The sequence below is a fragment of the Lysinibacillus parviboronicapiens genome (assembly GCF_003049605.2).
In the GTDB taxonomy this organism is placed as follows: domain Bacteria; phylum Bacillota; class Bacilli; order Bacillales_A; family Planococcaceae; genus Lysinibacillus; species Lysinibacillus parviboronicapiens.
Map to the genome: position 1 here is coordinate 647,941 of NZ_CP073713.1, position 22,191 is coordinate 670,131.

Here is a 22,191-nt window from a genome sequence, read left to right on the forward strand (position 1 = left end):
CCGCTGATAGCCATGCGAAAATCGCTGATAGAAGTGACGAAACCGCTGATAGCCGCGCAAAAACCGCTGATAAAACTCACATATTACCAACAGATAGCCCTACCAAAGTAAATAGAGCACATAAAACGCTCCAAAATGACAAATTGATTCACACTTTCCCTTGAAAGATGTATACTATTATGCAGAACAAAAATGCGATTGCATTTACACAACATATATAAAATTAATGACTACTCGTTTTTGAAACGGAAGGAAGAATAGAGAATGACTAAATCAATTTGTGTCGTTGGACTTGGCTATATCGGTTTACCAACGGCTGTAATGTTCGCCAACCACGGCATAAAAGTACATGGGGTGGACGTAAACCCAGCAGCAGTAAAAAGTATACAAGAGAAAAAACTTCATATAGAAGAAAACGGTTTACAGGAGCGTCTGAACAAAGCCGTAGATGAAGGATTTTTAACAGCATCAACTACACCGCAGGAAGCGGACGTATTCATCGTCGCTGTTCCATCACCGATTAATCCTGACAATACAGCTAATTTAGAATATGTGCGTCAAGCAACTGCTTCCATAGTACCTTTTGTGAAAAAAGGAAATCTTGTAATTCTTGAATCAACAGTACCACCGAAAACAGTGGAACATGTGATGTTACCAGAGCTGATTAAAGCAAACCTTGAATTCGGTGTTGATTTATTTGTAGCCCATTCACCAGAGCGTGTAATTCCAGGTCGTATTTTTGAAGAATTAGTGAACAACGACCGTATCGTTGGTGGGATCGATGAGAAATCATCACAAATGACAAAAGAGCTTTACCAAACCTTTGTGAATGGCACAATCCACCTTACAGATGCAACAACTGCTGAATTAGTAAAAGTAATGGAAAACACATATCGTGATGTCAATATTGCCTTTGCCAACGAGTTAGCGAAAATGGCAGAGAAACTGGACGTAAATATTTGGGAAGCGATTAAATTTGCGAACTATCACCCACGCGTAAATGTCCATTTCCCTGGCCCTGGTGTTGGCGGTCACTGTATAGCAGTTGACCCTTGGTTCCTTGTGGAGCTAGGTGGCGAGCAAGCACAAATCATTCACCTGTCTCGTAATACCAATGACAGTATGCCAAGCCATACAGCGCAAAAAACACAAGCTATCTTAAATCAACACAAAATTGCGGGTGGCAAAGTAGCAGTTCTTGGACTAGCCTTCAAAGGAAATGTTGATGATATGCGCGAAAGTCCATCAACAATTGTGATTGATGAACTACAAAATTTAGGCTTAGATGTAATTTCATATGATCCACACATTAAAGAAAACAAACATGCTACACAAACGCAAAGCCTAGAGGAAGCAACGAAAGACGCTGACATCATTGTTGTGTTAACAGACCACAATGAATTCAAAGCACTAAATGCAGCTGACATTACAGCAAAAACAAAAATTGTCTTCGATACGAAAAACTGCTTAAACCGTGAAAATTGGCAAGAAGCGGGCTTTGAATTCCATCTACTAGGGGATGCGAAGAACCGATGAAAGAAACAGTACTTGGCATAAACGTCAATACCGAGGGCTACGATGAATTAATGGATATGGCATTTGAGCGCATTGAACAAAAACAAAAAGCGCTCGTTGTTGCCATCAATCCAGAAAAAATTATCAAGGCAAAAGAAGACCCTGCTCTAAAGAAACTATTAAATGAAGCGGAATTTCAAATTCCGGATGGCATTGGTGTCATCTTAGCGTCAAAAATACAAAAAGGGCAAATTCGTGAACGCGTGACGGGCGTCGATATGATGATGAAGCTTTGCGAAGAAGCGGCAAAACGTGGTAAGCCTATTTTCCTTTATGGGGGCAAGCCAGGTGTAGCAGATGCGGCGAAAGCAAAGCTCGAATCATTATTTCCTTCTATTAAAATAGTCGGCATACAGGACGGCTATGAAAAAGACGAGCAGAAGGTCATTGACCGTATTAACGAAGCACAGCCTGATTTACTTTTTGTAGCAATGGGCAGTCCTAAGCAAGAAAATTGGATTAATGCCAATCGTAATCAATTGCATCCAACGATTTATCAAGGCGTGGGTGGTTCATTCGATGTACTTGCGGGTACAGTGAAGCGGGCACCAGAAATTTTCCAGAAATTTGGTCTTGAATGGTTTTACCGTTTACTTAAAGAACCTAAGCGTATCAAGCGTCAAGTGGCACTTCCGTTATTTTTACTGGAAGTGGCTAGACAGAAACGACAGTAATTTTTAAAAAATGGTATTGTCGTTTTAAATTGAAAGTGTTAGACTGTAGGTGTATAGGAATTTCCTCTATGAAATATATAGAATTCCCTGCAAGGAAACAACGGTTGGTAGCCCAAGCGAAAAAAGCTCAAGCATATTATATGCTTGAGCTTTTTTCGTTTTTTAATTTTAAAATATAGACACACGGAAGATATTTTGAGCCATAGATATAAAATTCTACTGTCACTAACCACTAAAGTTTATAAACATACAAATATGCGTTAATCTCAGCAGGATTATAGTGAAATTGAACATTTTCCATAGAAAGAAAGATTTTGTTGGGAAAATTACGTGATTTTACTTGAAAAATAACCCTAGATAGCTGACAATGGTAAAAGAGAGTTAGACGTCCTATTTTTTCCGGAAATGAATTAGAAACTTTCCCAAAATATGATTGACAACTTTTAGGGATACAACTATACTTTTATGTGTAGTTGTTTATTTACTGCATATCTATGTGGTATAAACATAATTTTTGAACTTAGAGGAGGAAATTTTTCTATGGCTAACCAACCAAAGAAATACAAAAAATTCGTAGCTACGGCTGCAACAGCTACTTTAGTAGCTTCTGCTATCGTACCAGTGGCTTCTGCAGCAGGATTCTCAGATGTAGCAGGTAACGACCACGAGGTAGCAATCAACGCATTAGTTGAAGCAGGTATCATCAATGGATATGCTGATGGCACATTCAAACCAAACCAATCTATTAACCGCGGTCAAGTGGTTAAATTATTAGGTCGTTGGTTAGAAGCTCAAGGCCAAGAAATTCCAGCAGACTGGGAAACTAAAGAACGTTTCACAGATCTACCAGTAACAGCTGAAGCTGAATTAGTTAAATATGCTGCACTTGCTAAAGATGCAGGCGTATTCGCTGGTTCAAACGGCAACTTAAACCATACGCAAACTATGCAACGTCAACAAATGGCAGTTGTTTTAGTACGTGCGATCAAAGAAATTTCTGGCGTAGATTTAGTAGCTGACTACAAAAAAGCTGGTTTCGTAACAGAAATCTCTGATCTTGAAGCTGCATTCTCTGCAGAACAACGCAATGCAATCGTTGCTTTAGAATACGCTGGTATCACGAACGTATCTAAATTCAACCCAGCTAACAGCATTACTCGCGGTCAATTCGCTTCATTCTTATACCGTACAATCAACAATGTAATGGAACCTGAAGCAGGCGTTTCAACTGTTAAAGCTATTAACAACACAACTGTTGAAGTAACATTCGATACAGAAGTGGACAACGTACAAGCTCTTAACTTCTTAATCTCTGATCTTGAAGTTAAAAATGCTGCTGTTAAACAAACAAACAAAAAAGTTGTTGTTTTAACAACTGCTGCTCAAACAGCTGACAAAGAGTACACTGTATCTCTTGGCGAAGACAAAATCGGTACATTCAAAGGTATCGCTGCTGTAAACCCAACTAAAGTTGAAATGGTTTCTTCAGCAACACAAGGTAAACTTGGTCAACAAGTTACTGTGAAAGCACAAGTTACTGTAGCTGAAGGACAATCTAAAGCTGGTATTCCAGTTACTTTCTATATTCCAGGTAAAAACGATGCAGTTTATCCAACAATTACTGGTGAAGCATATACAGATGAGAATGGTGTAGCTTCATATTCTTACACTCGTTATGCTGCTGGTACTGATGCAGTAACTGCTTATGCAACTGGTGATCGTTCTAAATTCGCAACTGGTCATGTATTCTGGGGTGTTGACACAATCCTAGCGATTGAAGAAGTAACAACAGGTGCTACAATCAATAACGGCGCTAACAAAACATATAAAATTGTTTACAAAAATGCTACAACTGGTAAACCAGAAGCAAACAAAACATTTAATGTTTCTTTCTTAGAAAACATTGATGTAACTTCTAATAAATTAGCTAACGCTACAGTAAATGGTGTTGCTGTATCACAATTAAGCAATGCTTCAGTAGTTAAAGCAGCACAAATTACTACTGACTCTAAAGGTGAAGCAACATTTACAGTTTCAGGTACAAATGCAGAAGTTACTCCTGTAGTATTTGAAGCAGAACCGATTGTTACTTCTGGATCTACTACAGTTACAGGATATAGCCAAAAATATACAGCTTCAGCTTTACAAACAACAGCTGCTAAAGTAAAATTCGGAGCACTTCAAGCAGATTACACTATCGATGTTACACGTGAAGGTGGCGAAGTAGCTGCTCGTGGCGTAGATAATGGTCGTGAGTACAAAATTACTGTTAAAGATAAAGATGGTAAATTAGCTAAAAATGAAATCGTAAACGTTGCATTCAACGAAGATTTAGACCGTGTAATTAGTACAGAAACAAAAGCTTACTTCATTGACGTTGATAAAGATGATAAACAATCAATCTCTTCAACACCAAGCAAAATTTCTGTAAAAACTAATGACAAAGGTGAAGCTACGTTTGTAATTGGTTCAGATAAAGAAAATGATTACGCAACTCCAGTAGCTTGGATTGACATTAATAGTTCAAACGCTAAAGATGGTCAACTTGATGAAGGCGAACCAAAAACTATTGCTCAAATTTCCCACTTCCAAGATGCATATCTTGATGGTGGAGCAGTTAAAGCATACTTAGCACCTAAGTTCGATAAATCAGTTACTGATTTCAAAGGTAACGAAACTGCTACATTCAGAGCTTCATTAGTTAACCAAAGTGGTAAAGATATGCCTAATACAAGCATCAAAAATGTAACGTATACAATCTTTAACACTGGTTCTAATGATGTGCAAGTAAATGGTCAGGTTATTTCACCGAACCGTAGCTATACTGTAAGCTCAGACACTCTAAAAACTACTGATTTAACAGTAACTTCAGTAAATGGTAAAACTACTTCAGTTAAAGTAGTTGCTACAGGTGTTGCTAAAAACACTGATGGTAAAGATTACGCATTTACTTCTAAAGAAGCAACTGCTAAATTCACTTCACTTACAGATGTAGGCACTCAAATTACTGCAGATGTTGTAGAAGTTAACGATAAAGAGCTAGTGTTTGCTGGTAAAGATCCAATTTCGTTAAAAGATGCTAAATTCTACAATATTTACGGTGCTGAACTTGTTGGTGTAGATGCATTTAAAGATGATTTAGTAAATAATGCTACTTACGCAAATGGTGTTGTTGTAACGTTTACTGAAGATAAAGATGGCAAGAAAGCTTTCCGTGTAGCACGTGCTGGTTCTGAAGGTAAAGTAAATGTTGGCGCATTAAAATTAACAAATGCTGATATTACTGTTGCATCTTCACCTGCAGCAACAACAACAGCTGCAACAGCTTCAATTACATTCACTGTTGGTGAAACTGTAGTGATTAACAACCAATCTTACACTTATAATGCAGGTGCAGGCAGTGCAGATGCTAAATACTATAATTCTTTAGTTGATTTAGCTGGCAAAATCTCTGCTGATTCAACAAATGGTGGAGTAACAGCAGTTGTTAATGGTACATCTACAGGTCTTGATTTAACAGGTAACGCAAAAGGTGAAAACTTCACATATAAAATTGGCGCATTATCTCCTGTAACAACTATTAACGGTGTTGTAGGTAAAGATGCAGTTGATCAACAAATTACATTTACTTTCACTTCAGCTGTTAATGTAAAAGCTAATGACAATGTTCTGGTTAATGGAACAGTAGCTGGTACAGTAGCTAGCGTCTCTGGCTCAAAAGTTGTTGTGAAAATTGCACAAGCTAGCGCAATTCCAACTACTACTGCAATTACTGCATTCACTGTAAATGGAACTGTACTAAAATCTAAACTTACTAATAGTGATGTAACTATTGGTTCAATAACTTTAAAATAATTTACAAAATACTAAGAAAGAACTAAGAACTTTTACTTAGTACTATTCTTAGAACAAAAATGCTATGTGGGATATTCCACATAGCATTTTTTGATTTTTTTAGTTGTATATAATACTTTCCATCAAATCTAAGAATCGATACATAAGTTATTTTTATTTTTAATGCTAATTTATTTGTTAAGTTGTAGAGCAAGTACACTCAGTTATATCTAAGTAACACAACATATAAGAGGCAATTTATAGTATAATATCAATATGTGAAAAAAATGGCATAAGTTAAGGAAGGTAGGGCGAAATGGAATTTACTGATAAGGTTAGAACATATATATTCGCTAGTCTGGTTGCATTTGTCGTAATTGGATTGATTGTTGCGAATGTGATGGCTAGTAAACAGGACGACAATTTTGCGATGAATGAGGCTTTATATAATCAGGCTGTTCAGTTACAAACAGACGGTAATTATGAAGGTGCTTGGGAAGTAATATCAGAAGTACTAAAAGCTGAGCCTAATTCTGAAATAGCAAATTATTTAGCTGCAGTTATTGCTGCTAATAAGGGCGAAGTAAAACAGGCAACAATATATATGCAAAAAACGATGGATATAAATCCTCATAAGGTGGAAGATCCACTGTTTATGATTCAGTTAGGAGAGATATTCGTAGCTGCTGAAAGATACGAAGATGCGAAAATTGTACTTCTACGTTGTCAAGAATGGGGATGGGCCCCAGAGGAAATACCAAATTATCAAGAGCATGTTGCTACACTATTAGCACAAATCGAAAATTTGCAATAAAGGAAGGTACATAAAAAATGAGTAAGTTCTACGAAAAAGTAGCTTATCGTGATGTAGAAGAAGATATAAAATCTCAAAAATCTATGGACAAATGGATTTTTAGAATACTTCTAATTGTAATTGGCTTCGTACCATTAATCGTTATGGCAAGCGTAATAGATGTGCAAACCCCTCTTATTACAAATGTAGATGCCCTAACAGGTGGCGTAAAAGGTGATCTATTTACGCATTATAAAGCATTAGCTGTGTTGATACTTACTTTAATAGCAGGTATTTTGTTTATGGCTAAGGTTTTGTTTATGAATGGTGAAATTCGTAAAACAAAACTGAATTATGCAATAGGAGCATTCGCTGTTGCTATTGTATTATCAACAATTTTATCACCAAACATCTCAATTGCAATACATGGAACGTATAACCAATCAGAGGGAGCAATTAGCTGGTTATGTTATTTGTCTATATTCTTCATTGCAATGAATATTGAGTATCCAAAAAAAGCTTTAAACTATATCTTATATTCACTCTATCCATTTGTGCTCATTAACTTATTTATTATTTCAATGAATTTTTACGGGCATGATTTATTACAAAATAGTGCTGTTAGTAAATTTGTAAAGTTGTTTTTACCTGAAGGGGCAGATATTACTGAAGGTTCTATTTTAGTGGGAACTTTAAATCAATGGAACTATATGAGTGGAATGTTTGCAATTATGACAGTAATGTACCTAACAGCTGCTGTTTTAGAGAGAACTATTGGTCGAGCTATCGGACATTTAGTTGTTGCTATAATGTCGATTGCAGTTATGTTTATGTCTATTTCGACAAGTGGTTTTTTGACAGTTTGTGTAATGATGATGGTCGTATTGTTTGTAGCATTTAGATCAGAAAAGAAAGTGCAAAGCTTTACAATGATTGCGGTGTTTTTAGTCGTGAGTGCACCTGTGTTTCATGTGCTGGCTAGTAAGGATGCTCGTGTTTGGACTGAATCAATTGGTTTTGTGGTAAAGTCCAATCCTTACTTGAAGGAAGAGCCTGCACCAGTAACTAGTATGAAAAAGGATATAGAGTTTGAATGGATGACAAAAGCTTATGCTGCTGAGAAGTTTGAATTGCCTGTGTTGCCGGAGCGAGCGTATGCCGCTGGTTCAGGACGTGCTTATATTTGGGAGAAATCGATAGAATTAGTGAAAGAACGCCCTTTGTTTGGCTATGGATTAGATACTTTTATGTACAATTTCCCACAATATAGTATTGATGCACGCTCGGGATTATACTATGAAAATATTATTACAGATAAGCCGCATAACATGTATGTGGGCTGGTTGTATGGAACTGGGATAATGGGCTTTTTAAGTGTAATAGTCTTAATAGCGCTCTCATTAATTAATCCATTAAAAATAACTATAAAAAATAATAGTTCAATTGTTTGGATTTTAGGGATAGCTTGGGGCTCTTATTTAATACAGGGAATATTTAATGATAGCTTACCAGGAACTTCTGAATCGATGTGGGCTATTGCAGGGATATTACTAGCAATGACATTCAAAAATAAGGAGCAGTTAGATGGAAGAGACAATTGAGCTACGAGAGTTAATAGAGATTGTTTGGAAGGGTAAAGCTATAATTGCTATTTGTACAGTGGTTTGTATGTTGCTAGCCGGGATAGTTAGTTGGTTTGTTTTAGAAGAAAAATATGAATCAAAGGCAGTTGTACAAGTAGCAAGTGGTATACAGGACACAGGTATTATATCAAACTATATTGCTGCTGAATTCACACCAAGTATATATGCACAGCGTATCCAGAATAAACCGATCATGAAACAAGCTTTAAAAGATGCAGACATAAAAGATGTCTACAGTGAAAAAAATATGGTGGCTACTGTCGATGCAGATCCTGCTAAGAATTTAGTCGAATTAAAATATAAAGCAAAGTCGGCACAGGATGCTCAACAACAACTTCAAATCTTGATGGATGTAACAAAGCAAAAAATGAATGAATCTGTTCAGGCAACGTTAAAGGAATTAGAAACAACTTACAAGACAGAGTCAGTATCCTTATCAAAAGAAATAGAAAATATCATCGAGCAGTATAATAAGATAATTAAAGATAATAAGTTACCTGAAATTTTAATTTTACAAACAGTATTAAACTCTGAAATTGTACTAAATATTTCAGATGACCAAACGACAACACTTTCTAATGTAAACGGAGATTTGCAAAATCAATTACTACAATTGCAAGCACAAATTAATACAAAATCCGTGGAATATCAAAAAACCTTAGCCAACTATCAATCTGTAAAAACAGGATTAGATAGTTTTAAACCAGATCCATTTATTCGTGTGATTGCAGAGCCCACTTTAGCTGAAAAATCAGCTTCACCAAATAAACTGTTAAATTTAGCAATTGGCTTAGTGATTGGTATGATGTTCGGGGTAGGCACCGTATTTTTCCGTCAATATTGGAAAAATAGTTCAATTAAGAAATAGAAATAAGAGAGGGTTACTAGGTATGAGTTATAAAATGCGTTATATGCTATTTTTTATAATTGACTCTTGTATAGTCCTTTCAGCTATATTTTTTAGCTATTGGTTATTGCACCCAACTATCAATGGCTATTCCGATAAGGTTATTTTAGTTAGTGCTGTAACGCTATTATTTAGTCATCACATTGCGGCATATTTCTTTCATCTTTATGATCGTATGTGGAGCGTTGCTTCTGTCCGAGAGCTACTAACAATTGGCTATGCGGTTACGATTTCTATTGCAACGGCTAGTCTTATGCAATACATAATCAAAAATGATATATATTTCCGTATTATGGCAATCACATGGATGCTCCATATTATTATGATTGGAGGATCACGCTTCTTACTGCGTGTATTAAATGATAGAGATTCATTTCGAAATACAGCTAATTTAAAGCGAGTGTTAATTGTGGGAGCTGGTCAAGGTGGCACAATGCTTGCAAGAAATTTAGTACATGCTCCAAATCCAGATCGAATGCCTGTTGTATTTGTAGATGATGATTTGAGCAAGCAACAGCTTAAAGTGATGAATGTCACGGTATGTGGTACGACAAAGGATATCCCAGGACTTGTAGCAAAGCATGGTATTGATGAGATCATCATAGCGATTCCATCTTTAGGTCGTGTTGGTATAAAAAGTATATATGAGAGTTGTGCAGTAATAAATATTCCTGTAAGAGTAATGCCAAGTATTGAAGATGTTATGACAGGTAAAGTTGCTGTAAACGAGATGAAAGAGGTCCAAATTGAGGATTTACTTGGTCGTGATGAAGTAAAATTGGATATGATTGCTATTTCGAATAAGTTAACAGATAGAGTTATACTTGTTACGGGGGCAGGAGGATCCATTGGTTCTGAAATTTGTCGTCAGGTGATGAACTTCCGTCCAAAGCAACTTATTCTTTTAGGGCATGGCGAAAATTCGATTTATACCATTCATATGGAGCTTCAACAAAGAAGTTCGGGATTCACAAAATTAGTGCCAATTATTGCGGATATTCAAGACAGAGAGAGAATTTTTGAAGTTGTAAAACAGTATAAACCTGATGTGATTTATCACGCTGCTGCACATAAACATGTTCCGCTAATGGAATATAACCCATGTGAGGCAGTGAAAAATAATATATTTGGTACTAAAAACATTGCTGAGGCTGCACATGAATTTTGTGTTGGAAAGTTTGTAATGATTTCTACCGATAAGGCTGTCAATCCACCGAATGTAATGGGTGCAACAAAACGAATTGCTGAAATGGTTGTACAGACATTAGCAAAGGGAAGTAGTACAAATTTTGCAGCAGTTCGCTTTGGAAATGTTTTAGGCTCAAGAGGGTCTGTAATACCACTTTTTAAAAAGCAAATAGCTGCAGGTGGGCCAGTGACAGTAACACATCCTGATATGACACGTTATTTTATGACAATCCCAGAAGCTTCTAGACTTGTCTTACAAGCAGGTACATTAGGAGGGAACGGAGAAATTTTTGTACTTGATATGGGAGAGCCTGTGAAGATTGTAGATTTAGCACGTAATTTAATTCATTTATCTGGTTTTACAGAGGATGAAATAAAAATTGTATTTACAGGTTTGCGTCCAGGCGAAAAAATGTATGAGGAACTATTGAATACAGAAGAAATCCAAGAAGAACATGTATTTCCAGGCATTCATATTGGTCGAGCTAATCCAATGTTGAAATTGGAACTAAATTTTTTAGTAGAGAATTTACTTGAGATGACAGTAGAAGAAATGAAAAATGCTTTATTAAAAGCAGCTAACAATAATAATGAAATAAATCGAAGACAGGTGAGTAAAGTATGAAAGGGATAATTTTAGCAGGGGGTAGTGGCACTCGATTATACCCATTAACAAAATCAATTTCAAAACAAATACTTCCAATATATGACAAACCGATGATTTATTATCCTCTTTCAGTTCTTATGTTTGCAGGGGTTAAAGATATTTTGATTATTTCAACACCACAGGATTTGTCCATGTTTCAGAAATTATTAGGAGATGGGAAAGAAATTGGATTGTCTTTACAATATGCTATACAGCAGCATCCTAATGGTTTGGCAGAGGCTTTTATTATTGGCGAAGAGTTTATTGGTGACGATTCAGTTGCATTAATTTTGGGTGATAACATCTTCTTTGGACAAGGATTCCCAGCTATTTTGCAAAAAGTTGCAAATAGAGAGAGGGGAGCTACTGTATTCGGTTATCGAGTTAAGGATCCCGAACGGTTTGGTGTCATAGAATTTGATAGTGAACAGAGGGTTCTTTCAATTGAAGAAAAGCCTCAAAAGCCTAAATCAAACTTTGCAGCAACAGGTTTATATTTTTACGATAATGATGTCATTGAAATTGCGAAATCTATTAAACCCTCTAGCCGTGGTGAATTAGAGATTACGGATATTAATAAAGTATACTTGCAAAGAGAGAAGCTACAAGTTGAACTTCTAGGTAGAGGCTTTGCATGGCTTGATACTGGAACGCATGAGTCATTATTAGAGGCATCAGTATTTATAGAAACTGTTGAAAAAAGACAGGGTTTTAAAGTCGCATGTTTAGAAGAAATTGCTTATCGGATGGGCTATATTTCAAAAGAACAGCTTATTACATTAGCTCAGCCACTTCTTAAAAATGAGTATGGTCAATATTTGTTAGATATTGCAGAAGAAACGTTTAATAACGAGGAGTTATAAGCATGAAGAAAAACATTCTAGTAACAGGTGGACTTGGTTTTATAGGTTCAAACTTTATTCAATATATGAACGAACGCTACCAAGACTATAACATTATTAATGTAGATAGTATTACGTATGCAGCAGATGAAAAAAATCTTGATGATTTAATTCATTTAGAGAATTATGAGTTTGTTAAAGGCGATATTAGAGATAAAGAGATTGTACAGCGTATTTTTAAGCAACATAATATTACGGATGTTATTCATTTTGCAGCAGAATCACATGTAGATAATTCAATAAAAAATCCAAGCATTTTTGCAGAGACTAATGTAATTGGGACATTAAATCTATTAGAAAGCGCTCGTGATTTTTGGATGAATACTCCATTTAATTATAAAGAACAATTTAAAAGTTCTAGATTTCACCATGTTTCAACGGATGAGGTATACGGAACTTTAGGGGATACAGGATTTTTTACGGAGCAAACACCATATGCCCCGAATAGTCCATACAGTGCAAGTAAGGCAGCATCGGATATGTTAGTTAGAAGCTATTATCATACCTATGGATTAAATGTAGTAACGACTAATTGTTCTAATAATTATGGACCGAAGCAACATGATGAAAAACTAATTCCTAAATTGATTCGTAATGCATTACAAGGAAATAATTTACCTATTTATGGAAATGGTAAAAATGTACGTGACTGGCTTTATGTTAAGGATCATTGTACAGGGATTGATGCCGTGTTTCATCAAGGCAAAGCGGGAGACACGTATTTAATTGGCGGACATAATGAAAAAACGAATATCGATATTGCTTATATCATTTGTGATTATTTAGACCAATGTGTACCCAAAGAAAAAAGCTATCGACAGCAAATACAATTTGTGGAAGATAGACACGGACATGATTTTCGATATGCGATTGATTCAAATAAAATTCAAAGTGAGTTAAATTGGCAACCCCAAGAAACATTTGCAACAGGTATTGTGAAAACGATTGATTGGTATATTGTAAAATATTTTAAAGGTGGGTTGAAAAATGAAGAATGATTTAATTGATTTTCAAGCTATAGGAGATGAAAGAGGTTATTTAGTTTCGTTTGAAGCAAAGCGTAACATTCCATTTGATATTAAACGAGTATACTATATTTATGGTATGAATGATAAGCCAAGAGGATTTCATGCTCATAAGAAGTTACAACAGTTTTTAGTATGTGTTAGTGGTTCATGTAAAGTGTTATTAGATAATGGACAGGATAAGAAAGAATATGTTTTAAATCAACGGAATCAAGGCTTAATAGTAAAAGAAATGATCTGGCATGAAATGTATGAATTTAGCGAAGATTGTGTTTTGATGGTATTGGCGAGTGATTTTTATGATGAGTCAGATTATATTAGGCAATATGAAGTTTTTAAATCTTTGATTGAAAGAGAAACTTTAGAATTTAGAGAATATGACCGGGCTACGTTGGAGTGCTCTTATAGTTGGCTGAACGATCCAGAAATTAAATTCCTAACTATGACCCCTGATTTTACAAAAGAATCTCAAGAGAATTGGTTTGTTTCATTAAAAAATATAAATAATTATTATATAAAAAGTATTTATCTTGATAATGAACCTATAGGTGCTTTAGGGATAAAAAATATAAACGAAAACTGTGGAGAATATTGGGGTTATATTGCTGAAAAAAAATTCTGGGGAAAAGGTTATGGGAAATATTTATTGGATTATGCAATAAGATATGCAATGAATATAAATCTAACTTATTTATATTTAAGGGTAGTTAAAGATAATATAAGAGCAATAAAATTATATGAAAAAATAGGATTTGTACATCAATTTGAAAAAGATAATGTATGTTATATGATATACAAATTATAGGGTGAGATAAATGGAACTTTCAAAGTTTACAGTGGAGCAATTGGATTATCGGTATACGGATGAATGGAATGATTTTGTTGAAAAATCAAAAAATGCTACATTTTTACATAATGCAGGCTATATGCATTACCATTCGGATAGATTTAATGACTGTTCGTTAATATTAAAAGAAGATGATAAAATTGTAGCGTTATTACCAGGGAATATAGATGAAAATTCAGTTTTTTATTCTCATCAAGGGTTGACATACGGAGGATTACTAATAAAAAATGAGACTAAATTGACAGAGGTATTGGAGTATTTTGAGATACTTAACCGATACTTATATAATAAAAAGAATGTATCAAAAATAATCTATAAGCCTATTCCGTATATTTACAGTGAAATACCTTCTCAGGAAGATGAATATGCTTTATTTAGATTAGGTGCAAAAAAAATCGCTTGTGGTGCTTCCTCAACTATAATATTGAACAAAAAAATAAAGATGAGTTCTTCTAGAAAAAAAAGTATAAAAAAATCTCAACGTTACTCTTTTCAAATTTTAACCGATTTTAATTATAATGATTTTTGGGATATTTTAAAAGATAATCTAGGAAATAGATACGATACTCATCCAGTTCATACTTTGGATGAAATAACAATGTTAAAAAACCGATTTCCAAATCAAATAAAACTATTTTCTATATATTTGGATGGTAAATGTGTAGCAGGTGCATTATTGTATTTTGTGGGAAAAGTGGTGCATGTACAGTATATTGCATCCAATGATATAGGAAAGCAAACATCAGCTTTAGATTATTTGTTTAATTACTTAATACAAGATGATATTTTTAGTAATATGGAATATTTTGATTTTGGAACTTCCGTTGAGCAAAATGGTTATAAATTAAATGAAGGATTGATTTTCCAAAAGGAAGGTTTTGGTGCAAGAACAGTTCTATATAATCAATACGAATATTATATACATGAGGTATTAAGATGATTTCATTTCTAGATATAAAAAAGATAAATAATCAATATGAAGAAGAATTAAAGCAAGCGGCGGCTCGTGTTATTGATAGCGGCTGGTATATTTCTGGTGAAGAAGTTGAGGCTTTTGAGCAAGAATTTGCTGCATACTGTGGTACAAAGCATTGTATCGGTGTAAGTAATGGTTTAGATGCATTGAAATTAATATTACAAGCATATGAAATTGGTGAAGGCGATGAAGTCATTGTGCCTTCAAATACATATATAGCCTCTATACTTGCTATTTCTCAAGTAGGAGCAACACCAATTTTAGTTGAACCGAGTCTTGAAACATGTAATATTAATCCGATGTTAATAGAAGAAAAAATTTCTCCAAATACGAAAGCAATCTTAGTTGTTCATCTTTATGGTCGTGTTGTAGAGATGTCACATGTATTAGAGTTAGCCACTAAATACAATTTGAAAGTTATTGAGGATGCAGCTCAAGCGCATGGGGCAAAGTATAATGAGAAACGCGTAGGGAATTTAGGTGATGCAGCCGGCTTTAGCTTTTACCCAGGAAAGAATTTAGGTGCTTTAGGGGACGCTGGAGCGATTACAACAAATGATGATGCTTTAGCAGAAACATTAAGAGCATACCGAAACTATGGCTCACATAAGAAATATGAAAATATTTATAAGGGCTTTAATCACAGATTAGATGAGATGCAGGCCGCTTTTCTACGAGTTAAATTACCCAATTTAGAACAAGAAAATATAATGCGTCGTCATTTAGCCGAAATGTATTTAGAGTACATCAAAAATCCCCTCATTAAATTACCAAGTATTCCGCAACATAAAGCAGAGTGTGTTTGGCATGTATTTACAGTTAGAGTTGAAAATAGAGGGAAATTTCAACAATTTCTATCAGATAAAGGTATCCAAACGATTATTCATTATCCAATTCCACCACATCAACAGGTCGCCTATAGTGAATGGAATAAGTTAAGTTATCCAAAATCAGAGCAAATTCATTCTGAAATTATCAGTCTCCCAATTTCTCCTGTGCAATCAGAGGAAGAAATGTGGAAAGTAATTAAAATTGTAAATAGTTACGAAGGATAGTTGGTAATATTATGAATTTTTTGAAAACAAGTTTATTATCAGCTATTTCAACTTTTATCAAACTAGCATCAAATCTTGTTATAAATAAAGTAATTGCAATTTATATAGGTCCCGCTGGTATTGCTTTAATAGGACAGTTTCAAAATTTTTTAACTGTCGTAACCACACTCGGTAATGGTGCTATTAACGCAGGTGTTACAAAATATGTTGCTGAATATAATGAAAAAGATTCTCAAAAAAGAGATGCGTATATTAGTGTTGCTATAAAAATTACTTTACTCGTTTCAATAATAATAGGTTTAGTACTTATTATAGGAAGTCATTTTATTTCTGAAAAGATGTTTCAAACAGAACAATATCATGTTTTATTTAAGGTATTAGGTGGGACTTTATGGCTTATTGGATTAAATACAATCATTTTATCAATTATTAATGGGCTAAAAGAAATCAGGTTATTTATAACTGTTAATATTACCGGAAGTATATTATCACTTGTTTTCACAACAATTTTAACTGTGAAATATAATCTTTGGGGTGCCTTACTAGCAATGATTGTTGTACAGGCACTATTGTTATTTATTTCATTACCGACTGCAGTGAAAAAGTTAAATATTCAATTTAAATGGCAAAAAAACAGTTCAAGTGAATATTATAAAACACTTTTAGCATTTTCTATAATGTCAATTGTTTCGGTTATTTGTGTTTCCGCTACACAGATAGCTATAAGAAATCATTTAACTGAGGGGTTCTCATTAAAAGAAGCTGGCTATTGGCAATCAGTGTGGATGATTTCGACAATGTATTTAATGGTTATAACTACAGCTCTTTCAACGTACTACTTACCAAGATTATCTGAGCTAACGGATAAAGCTGAAATACGTAAAGAAATACTATCGGGTTATAAAATAATTATTCCATTTGTATTGGTAACTGCTTTTGCAATATATTTATTGAGAGATTTTATTGTTGCAATTCTTTTTACAAAAGATTTCTATCCAATGAGAGAGTTATTCTTTTATCAACTACTCGGAGATTTCTTTAAAATGTGTAGTTGGACACTAGCTTATCTAATGATTGCAAAAAGTATGACTAAGACGTTTATAATTACTGAGGTAATTTTTTCTCTATTATTTTATCTACTTACCCTGTTTCTTACAATGTGTAATGGACTGCAAGGAGTGGTACAGGCCTATGCACTAAATTATTTTGTATACTTAATAGTAATGCTAATACTATTTAGACGATTTGTTTTTCTTAAACATTAAGAATTCTTCTTGGGATAACTATATTAATGAAATGCAATCACTGGAGGACTCATGAAAAAGATATTACTATTTGGAGAATTTAGTGGGTTACACACTAATTTAAAAGAAGGTTTAGAAGAATTAGGATATGAGGTTACAATTGTCTCAGCGGGGGATGGGAAAAAAAGTATTGCTCGGGATGTAGATATTTCCCTTCAGACCGATAGTTTTTTTAATTTAATTAAGTCACTAGTAAATAATAGGAAGAAGATAAAGAAATTAATGGATTTTGATATAGTTCAATTTATAAATCCCTATATTAAACCAAAATCCACATTATTAAACTATCCATTGCTCTTTAAAAATAATAATAAATTTGTTTGTTTAGCTGCAGGGGATGATACAGTTTTTAGTCAATTTATAAGAGAAGGGGGAATGAAAAAATATTCCCCCTTTGATGATGAATTAAAGACAGGGAAAAAACTTCCTTATGAAGAACATTATCATAAGTTTTTACAAAAAAAAATTTTAAGTAAATTTAATTTAATTATACCTAATGCTTATGAATATGCTGAAGCATATAGGAAAAGTTCATGGAGTTTTAAAATATGTGAAACAATTCCTTTCCCTATAAATACTAAGAAAATCATATGTGAACAATTGTGTTTAGATGGGAAAATAGTGATTTATCATGCATCCAATAGACCAATTGGTAAAGGAAGTGAGTTTATTAATGAGGCTCTTAATATCATTAGTAAGCGTTATCCGAATGAGGTAGAAGTGATAAGTGCAGAATTTCTACCTTTAGAAGAATATTTAGAGGCTATAAAAAGAACCCACATAGTAATAGATCAGTGCCGCTCTTATTCATATGCTATGAATGCTCTATATTCATTAGCTCAAGGGAAAATTGTATTAAGTGGATGTGAAGATGAGTGTATACGGGAATGGAATTTAAAAGAATCCCCCGTTATAAACATTGAACCGAATGTAGAAGATATAGTTACAAAATTAGAACTGTTAATTTTAAATAAAAATAAAATTAAAGAAATAAGCTTAGAATCTAGAAGATATGTGGAAGAACAACATAATCATATTTTGATAGCTGAAAAATTTGTTGAAAAATGGGAAGGCATATAAGATTTCATTTTATATGTTGATTTGATTACTAGCGTTATTTAAATGTTAAAAAACTAATTAAGTACAATTATATGAATTGGGTTTTATAAGAGCTATACTAGAAAATCTAGAAAGGTTTAAAGTATGAATAAAAATGCAAGTCAAACAATTGTTTTAATATGTGGGTATAGTCTTATGTATTTTGTCCTTACTACAATTATCTATTTCTTAGGTTTATTACAAAATACTGGTGGTATAAACCTTCCGTTATTTGGTGGAGGGGACGATGGTATATTTTATTATGAACAAGCTACTAATATAGCAAATGATTTATCATATATATACACTTCCGTTCATACTGTAATATTAGGATGGATATTGAAATATTTTAATACTGATAGCGTATATTTATTACGTATTTTTAATTATTTTGCTAATCTAGGTCTTGTGATTGTCTCATTATTAATACTAAAAAAAATTATAAAAAGAAAAGCAATATATTGGATTTCCTCGTGGATTTTACTGATTTTACTTACATTTTACCCTAGTTTAATTTTGAACACGACAATTTCCTTGTATCGTGATATTTGGATTTATTTTTATTTCCTTTGGTGTATGTATTTATTTATTAATATTTTTATTGAAAACGGAAAATATCCGAAAATAATAAATATCATATTATTTATATTAACTATGTTTATGTTGGGGGGATATCGAAAATATGCTTTACTTAGTTTTTTACTAGGATCAACAGTTTACTTACTAATAAAATTAACCAATAAAAATAAAATTAGATTAAAAAAGTATACTTATATTTTCATATTTGGTTTTACCATATTTTATATATTTTTAAAGAATGTAAAATTCCCAATAGTGAACCTTTCTCTTAGTGATGCTTTATTATACAGACAATCTTCTCTCGATGCAGGGGGGAGTCAAATGGGAATCTCTTTAGATCAATCTAATATGATAATGTTTTATGTTAACTATCTGTATAGTTTTATAAGTAATTTTATTGGACCTTTGCCATGGCAGATTACTGGAGGATCAACTTTAATACTTATGTTGACAGAAGGATCTGTATTTTTGGTAATTAGCATTTTTTTATTTAGAAGAAGAAAAATGTTTTCGAACATAGAAAAATATCTAATTATACAGAGTGTAATTTGGTTTCTGTTAATAAGTATTTCTAACGATAATATAGGCACTTCATCAAGATTAAGAATCGTTGGTTGGCTGCCACTACTTATTGTTTTTTCAAAGTATTATGGTGAGTATTTATTTGCTATCAGGAAAAGAAAACAAATGAATTTAAAACAAATTTAAAATTCATTCACTAGGAAGTGTTATATAAATTGAAAAAAATCTTATTTGGAGCATCAGTTTATCAACATTTAACAGCATTTCATAGACCTTTCATGAAATGGTTTCAGGAAAAAGGTTATGAAGTACATGCGGTTGGAAGCAATAGCTTGGGAAGGAAAGCTGAAATAGAAGAGATGGGCGTTATCTGTCACGATATTGATTTTGAACGTCTACCATTATCACGTAGAAATATTAACGCCTATAAACAACTGAAAAAGTTATTTTCTACTCATTATTTCGATTTGATTCATGTACATACGCCAACTGCTTCTTTTTTGATTAGATATGCTGCTAAGAAAGCTCAACAAGGAAAAATTGTCTATACTGCTCATGGATTTCATTTTTTTAAAGGATCTAGTACAAAAAATTGGTTAGCTTTTTATCCTGCTGAGAAACTAGCGGCAAAATGGACAGATGCACTTATTGTTATGAATAAGGAAGATTTCATATCAGGTGAGAGGCTAGGTTTCAAGAAAAATGAAGATTTATTTTTTGTGAATGGTGTAGGTGTAGATTTAAAAGAGTATAAAGTGAATAATCCTGAAGGTGATAACTTCTTAAAAACTGAGCTGAAGCTAGAAAATGATGCTGTATTAATTACTTGCGTAGCAGAACTTAGCAAGAGAAAAAACCAATTTTTTTTATTGGAAAATTGGGGAAGTATTATATCAAAAGCTCAAAATGTTCATTTGGTGTTTGTTGGTAAAGGTCCAGATGAAGAAAAAATTAAAACTTTTATAAATGAACATGACATATCAAATGTACATTTATTAGGATATAGAACGGATGTACCTAAAATAATTAGTGCTTCAGATATAATAACTCTTGTTTCGAAACAAGAAGGGTTACCCCGCTGTTTAATGGAAGGAATGGCAGTAGGTAAGCCGATTATTAGTACAAATATAAGAGGATCTGCAGATTTAGTATCGAATGAGCAAACTGGGTTTCTAGTAGATCTTGACGATAGCGAGAATTTAATAAAAAGCATAATTGAGTTAGCTGAAAATGAAGAAATGCGATATGAATTTGGACATAATGCCAAAATAAAAATTGAAAAATATAGTATTAATAATGTTTTGAAGGATATGGAAAACATATATTCTAAATTATTGTAGTTTAATAATTTTGGCGGAAAGAGAAGGTTGATATAATTCAATGAAACGACTAATAGATTTTTGTATTAGTTTTTTTCTACTTATTGTTTTTAGCTGGGTCATCTTAATTATATGGGTTTGTGTAAGAGTAAGACTAGGTTCTCCTGCGATCTTTAAACAACCTAGACCAGGTTTAAATGGAACAGTTTTTTATGTTTATAAATTTCGTACAATGACCGATGAAAGAGGCGGAAATGGAGAACTTTTATCAGATGAAATCCGCTTAACGTCATTCGGTAAACTATTACGAAAGTTAAGCTTAGATGAATTACCACAATTATGGAATGTACTTAAGGGGGATATGAGCTTTGTTGGTCCACGTCCACTTTTAGTAGAATATTTGCCACTTTATAATGAAAGACAAGCACAGAGGCATGAAGTACGCCCAGGAATAACAGGTTGGGCGCAGGTGAATGGACGTAACGCAATATCATGGGAGCAAAAGTTTGAATATGATGTATGGTATGTGGAAAATCAATCAATAAGGTTAGATTTTAAAATACTATTACTGACAGTGAAAAAAGTATTTGTCTCAGAAGGTATTAGCCAAGAAGGTCAAGCAACCATGACAAAATTCAAGGGTAGTGATTCGTTATGAAAATTGTACTTATTGGGGATAGCGGTCATGCTAAAGTAATTAAAGATATTATCTTAGCTAATGGTGACCATATTGTAGGTATCTTAGATGATAAATATATTGATGTATTTACAGAGAATAAAATTATCAAGGGACCTATTATGTATTTAAATGAACTTTTGAAAGATAAGAAAGTAAAAGTTATTATTGCAATTGGTAATAATAAGGTTCGCAAAGAAGTGGTTTCAAGATTAAATATTTCAAAAGATAGATATATTACATGCCTTCATCCATCTGCTTTAGTAAGTCCAAGTGCTGTAATAGAGAATGGGACTGTAGTAATGCCTGGTGCAATTATAAATGCAGATGTTTGTGTAGGTATGCATAGTATTATTAATACGAATGCTGTGATAGAACATGATTGTCTAGTAGAAAAGTTTGTGCATATTTCACCAGCAAGTGTTATTACTGGTGGTGTAAAAATAGCCGAGGGTGTGCATTTGGGAGCAAGTAGTTCTGTAATCCCTTTGGTGAAAATTGAATGCTGGACAACTGTTGGTGCTGGCGCTGTGGTAGTAAAAGATTTACCAGCTAATTGTACAGCAGTTGGTACACCAGCGATACCAATTAAATTTCATGAATGAAAATCTTTGAGAGAAGGCATGTA

The 22,191-nt window shown here is 33.5% G+C and carries 18 protein-coding genes; all 18 read left to right on the forward strand.

Annotated features, from left to right (window positions below; genetic code table 11):
• Positions 1-264: 264 nt before the first annotated feature.
• The 18 genes from C9J31_RS03210 to C9J31_RS03295 all read left to right on the forward strand — a co-directional run bounded on the left by C9J31_RS03210 (position 265) and on the right by C9J31_RS03295 (position 22,168).
• Positions 265-1,536 carry a nucleotide sugar dehydrogenase gene (locus tag C9J31_RS03210; protein WP_107947495.1) on the forward strand — a complete coding sequence of 424 codons (1,272 nt, stop codon included), beginning with the start codon at positions 265-267 and terminating at the stop codon, positions 1,534-1,536.
• Positions 1,533-2,249, forward strand: a complete 717-nt coding sequence (locus tag C9J31_RS03215) for a WecB/TagA/CpsF family glycosyltransferase (protein ID WP_107947493.1) — start codon at positions 1,533-1,535, stop codon at positions 2,247-2,249. The genes C9J31_RS03210 and C9J31_RS03215 overlap by 4 nt, the downstream gene beginning before the upstream one ends.
• A 540-nt stretch (positions 2,250-2,789) precedes the next feature.
• Positions 2,790-6,104 carry an S-layer homology domain-containing protein gene (locus C9J31_RS03220; RefSeq protein WP_193766974.1) on the forward strand — a complete coding sequence of 1,105 codons (3,315 nt, stop codon included), beginning with the start codon at positions 2,790-2,792 and terminating at the stop codon, positions 6,102-6,104.
• Positions 6,105-6,399: 295 nt separating this feature from the next.
• Positions 6,400-6,897: a tetratricopeptide repeat protein gene (locus C9J31_RS03225; RefSeq protein ID WP_107947489.1), complete on the forward strand. Its 498-nt coding sequence runs from the start codon at positions 6,400-6,402 to the stop codon at positions 6,895-6,897.
• Positions 6,898-6,914: 17 nt separating this feature from the next.
• Positions 6,915-8,477, forward strand: a complete 1,563-nt coding sequence (locus tag C9J31_RS03230; RefSeq protein WP_107947488.1) for an O-antigen ligase family protein — start codon at positions 6,915-6,917, stop codon at positions 8,475-8,477.
• Positions 8,461-9,387, forward strand: a complete 927-nt coding sequence (locus C9J31_RS03235) for a Wzz/FepE/Etk N-terminal domain-containing protein (RefSeq protein ID WP_107947486.1) — start codon at positions 8,461-8,463, stop codon at positions 9,385-9,387. The genes C9J31_RS03230 and C9J31_RS03235 overlap by 17 nt, the downstream gene beginning before the upstream one ends.
• Positions 9,388-9,409: 22 nt before the next feature.
• The gene (locus C9J31_RS03240) at positions 9,410-11,239 is read left to right on the forward strand and encodes a polysaccharide biosynthesis protein (protein ID WP_107923637.1); all 1,830 of its coding nucleotides are present in this window, start codon (positions 9,410-9,412) and stop codon (positions 11,237-11,239) included.
• The gene (gene rfbA / locus C9J31_RS03245; protein ID WP_107947484.1) at positions 11,236-12,123 is read left to right on the forward strand and encodes a glucose-1-phosphate thymidylyltransferase RfbA; all 888 of its coding nucleotides are present in this window, start codon (positions 11,236-11,238) and stop codon (positions 12,121-12,123) included. Before C9J31_RS03240 ends, rfbA begins: the two co-directional genes overlap by 4 nt.
• Before the next feature lie 2 nt (positions 12,124-12,125).
• A complete protein-coding gene (gene rfbB / locus C9J31_RS03250; protein ID WP_107947482.1) occupies positions 12,126-13,160 on the forward strand; it encodes a dTDP-glucose 4,6-dehydratase in 1,035 nt (344 codons plus the stop codon).
• Positions 13,150-13,992, forward strand: coding sequence for a GNAT family N-acetyltransferase (locus tag C9J31_RS23505; RefSeq protein WP_107923634.1), 843 nt, complete (start codon positions 13,150-13,152; stop codon positions 13,990-13,992). Before rfbB ends, C9J31_RS23505 begins: the two co-directional genes overlap by 11 nt.
• Positions 13,993-14,002: 10 nt before the next feature.
• Positions 14,003-14,974, forward strand: a complete 972-nt coding sequence (locus C9J31_RS03260) for a GNAT family N-acetyltransferase (protein ID WP_107947480.1) — start codon at positions 14,003-14,005, stop codon at positions 14,972-14,974.
• A complete protein-coding gene (locus C9J31_RS03265; RefSeq protein ID WP_107923632.1) occupies positions 14,971-16,065 on the forward strand; it encodes a DegT/DnrJ/EryC1/StrS family aminotransferase in 1,095 nt (364 codons plus the stop codon). Before C9J31_RS03260 ends, C9J31_RS03265 begins: the two co-directional genes overlap by 4 nt.
• Positions 16,066-16,076: 11 nt before the next feature.
• Complete coding sequence (locus C9J31_RS03270; RefSeq protein ID WP_107923631.1) at positions 16,077-17,330, forward strand: O-antigen translocase; 1,254 nt, start codon at positions 16,077-16,079, stop codon at positions 17,328-17,330.
• Positions 17,331-17,381: 51 nt separating this feature from the next.
• Positions 17,382-18,449: a glycosyltransferase gene (locus C9J31_RS03275; RefSeq protein WP_107923630.1), complete on the forward strand. Its 1,068-nt coding sequence runs from the start codon at positions 17,382-17,384 to the stop codon at positions 18,447-18,449.
• A gap of 123 nt (positions 18,450-18,572) precedes the next feature.
• A complete protein-coding gene (locus C9J31_RS03280; protein WP_107947478.1) occupies positions 18,573-19,754 on the forward strand; it encodes a hypothetical protein in 1,182 nt (393 codons plus the stop codon).
• 29 nt (positions 19,755-19,783) lie between these two features.
• Positions 19,784-20,908 (forward strand): glycosyltransferase family 4 protein, encoded by a 1,125-nt coding sequence (locus C9J31_RS03285; protein ID WP_235616198.1) that lies wholly within the window; start codon positions 19,784-19,786, stop codon positions 20,906-20,908.
• Between the two features lie 40 nt (positions 20,909-20,948).
• Positions 20,949-21,545: a sugar transferase gene (locus C9J31_RS03290; protein WP_107947476.1), complete on the forward strand. Its 597-nt coding sequence runs from the start codon at positions 20,949-20,951 to the stop codon at positions 21,543-21,545.
• Positions 21,542-22,168 carry an acetyltransferase gene (locus C9J31_RS03295; RefSeq protein WP_054767400.1) on the forward strand — a complete coding sequence of 209 codons (627 nt, stop codon included), beginning with the start codon at positions 21,542-21,544 and terminating at the stop codon, positions 22,166-22,168. Before C9J31_RS03290 ends, C9J31_RS03295 begins: the two co-directional genes overlap by 4 nt.
• Positions 22,169-22,191: the final 23 nt, after the last annotated feature.

Coding starts and splice junctions, on each gene's coding strand:
- C9J31_RS03230 (WP_107947488.1), top strand. CDS start 6,915: ATGAGTAAGTTCTACGAAAAAGTAGCTTATCGTGATGTAGAAGAAGAT.
- C9J31_RS03235 (WP_107947486.1), top strand. CDS start 8,461: ATGGAAGAGACAATTGAGCTACGAGAGTTAATAGAGATTGTTTGGAAG.
- C9J31_RS03215 (WP_107947493.1), top strand. CDS start 1,533: ATGAAAGAAACAGTACTTGGCATAAACGTCAATACCGAGGGCTACGAT.
- rfbB (WP_107947482.1), top strand. CDS start 12,126: ATGAAGAAAAACATTCTAGTAACAGGTGGACTTGGTTTTATAGGTTCA.
- C9J31_RS03220 (WP_193766974.1), top strand. CDS start 2,790: ATGGCTAACCAACCAAAGAAATACAAAAAATTCGTAGCTACGGCTGCA.
- C9J31_RS03240 (WP_107923637.1), top strand. CDS start 9,410: ATGAGTTATAAAATGCGTTATATGCTATTTTTTATAATTGACTCTTGT.
- C9J31_RS03225 (WP_107947489.1), top strand. CDS start 6,400: ATGGAATTTACTGATAAGGTTAGAACATATATATTCGCTAGTCTGGTT.
- C9J31_RS03260 (WP_107947480.1), top strand. CDS start 14,003: ATGGAACTTTCAAAGTTTACAGTGGAGCAATTGGATTATCGGTATACG.
- C9J31_RS03265 (WP_107923632.1), top strand. CDS start 14,971: ATGATTTCATTTCTAGATATAAAAAAGATAAATAATCAATATGAAGAA.
- C9J31_RS03290 (WP_107947476.1), top strand. CDS start 20,949: ATGAAACGACTAATAGATTTTTGTATTAGTTTTTTTCTACTTATTGTT.
- rfbA (WP_107947484.1), top strand. CDS start 11,236: ATGAAAGGGATAATTTTAGCAGGGGGTAGTGGCACTCGATTATACCCA.
- C9J31_RS23505 (WP_107923634.1), top strand. CDS start 13,150: ATGAAGAATGATTTAATTGATTTTCAAGCTATAGGAGATGAAAGAGGT.
- C9J31_RS03280 (WP_107947478.1), top strand. CDS start 18,573: ATGAATAAAAATGCAAGTCAAACAATTGTTTTAATATGTGGGTATAGT.
- C9J31_RS03270 (WP_107923631.1), top strand. CDS start 16,077: ATGAATTTTTTGAAAACAAGTTTATTATCAGCTATTTCAACTTTTATC.
- C9J31_RS03210 (WP_107947495.1), top strand. CDS start 265: ATGACTAAATCAATTTGTGTCGTTGGACTTGGCTATATCGGTTTACCA.
- C9J31_RS03275 (WP_107923630.1), top strand. CDS start 17,382: ATGAAAAAGATATTACTATTTGGAGAATTTAGTGGGTTACACACTAAT.
- C9J31_RS03295 (WP_054767400.1), top strand. CDS start 21,542: ATGAAAATTGTACTTATTGGGGATAGCGGTCATGCTAAAGTAATTAAA.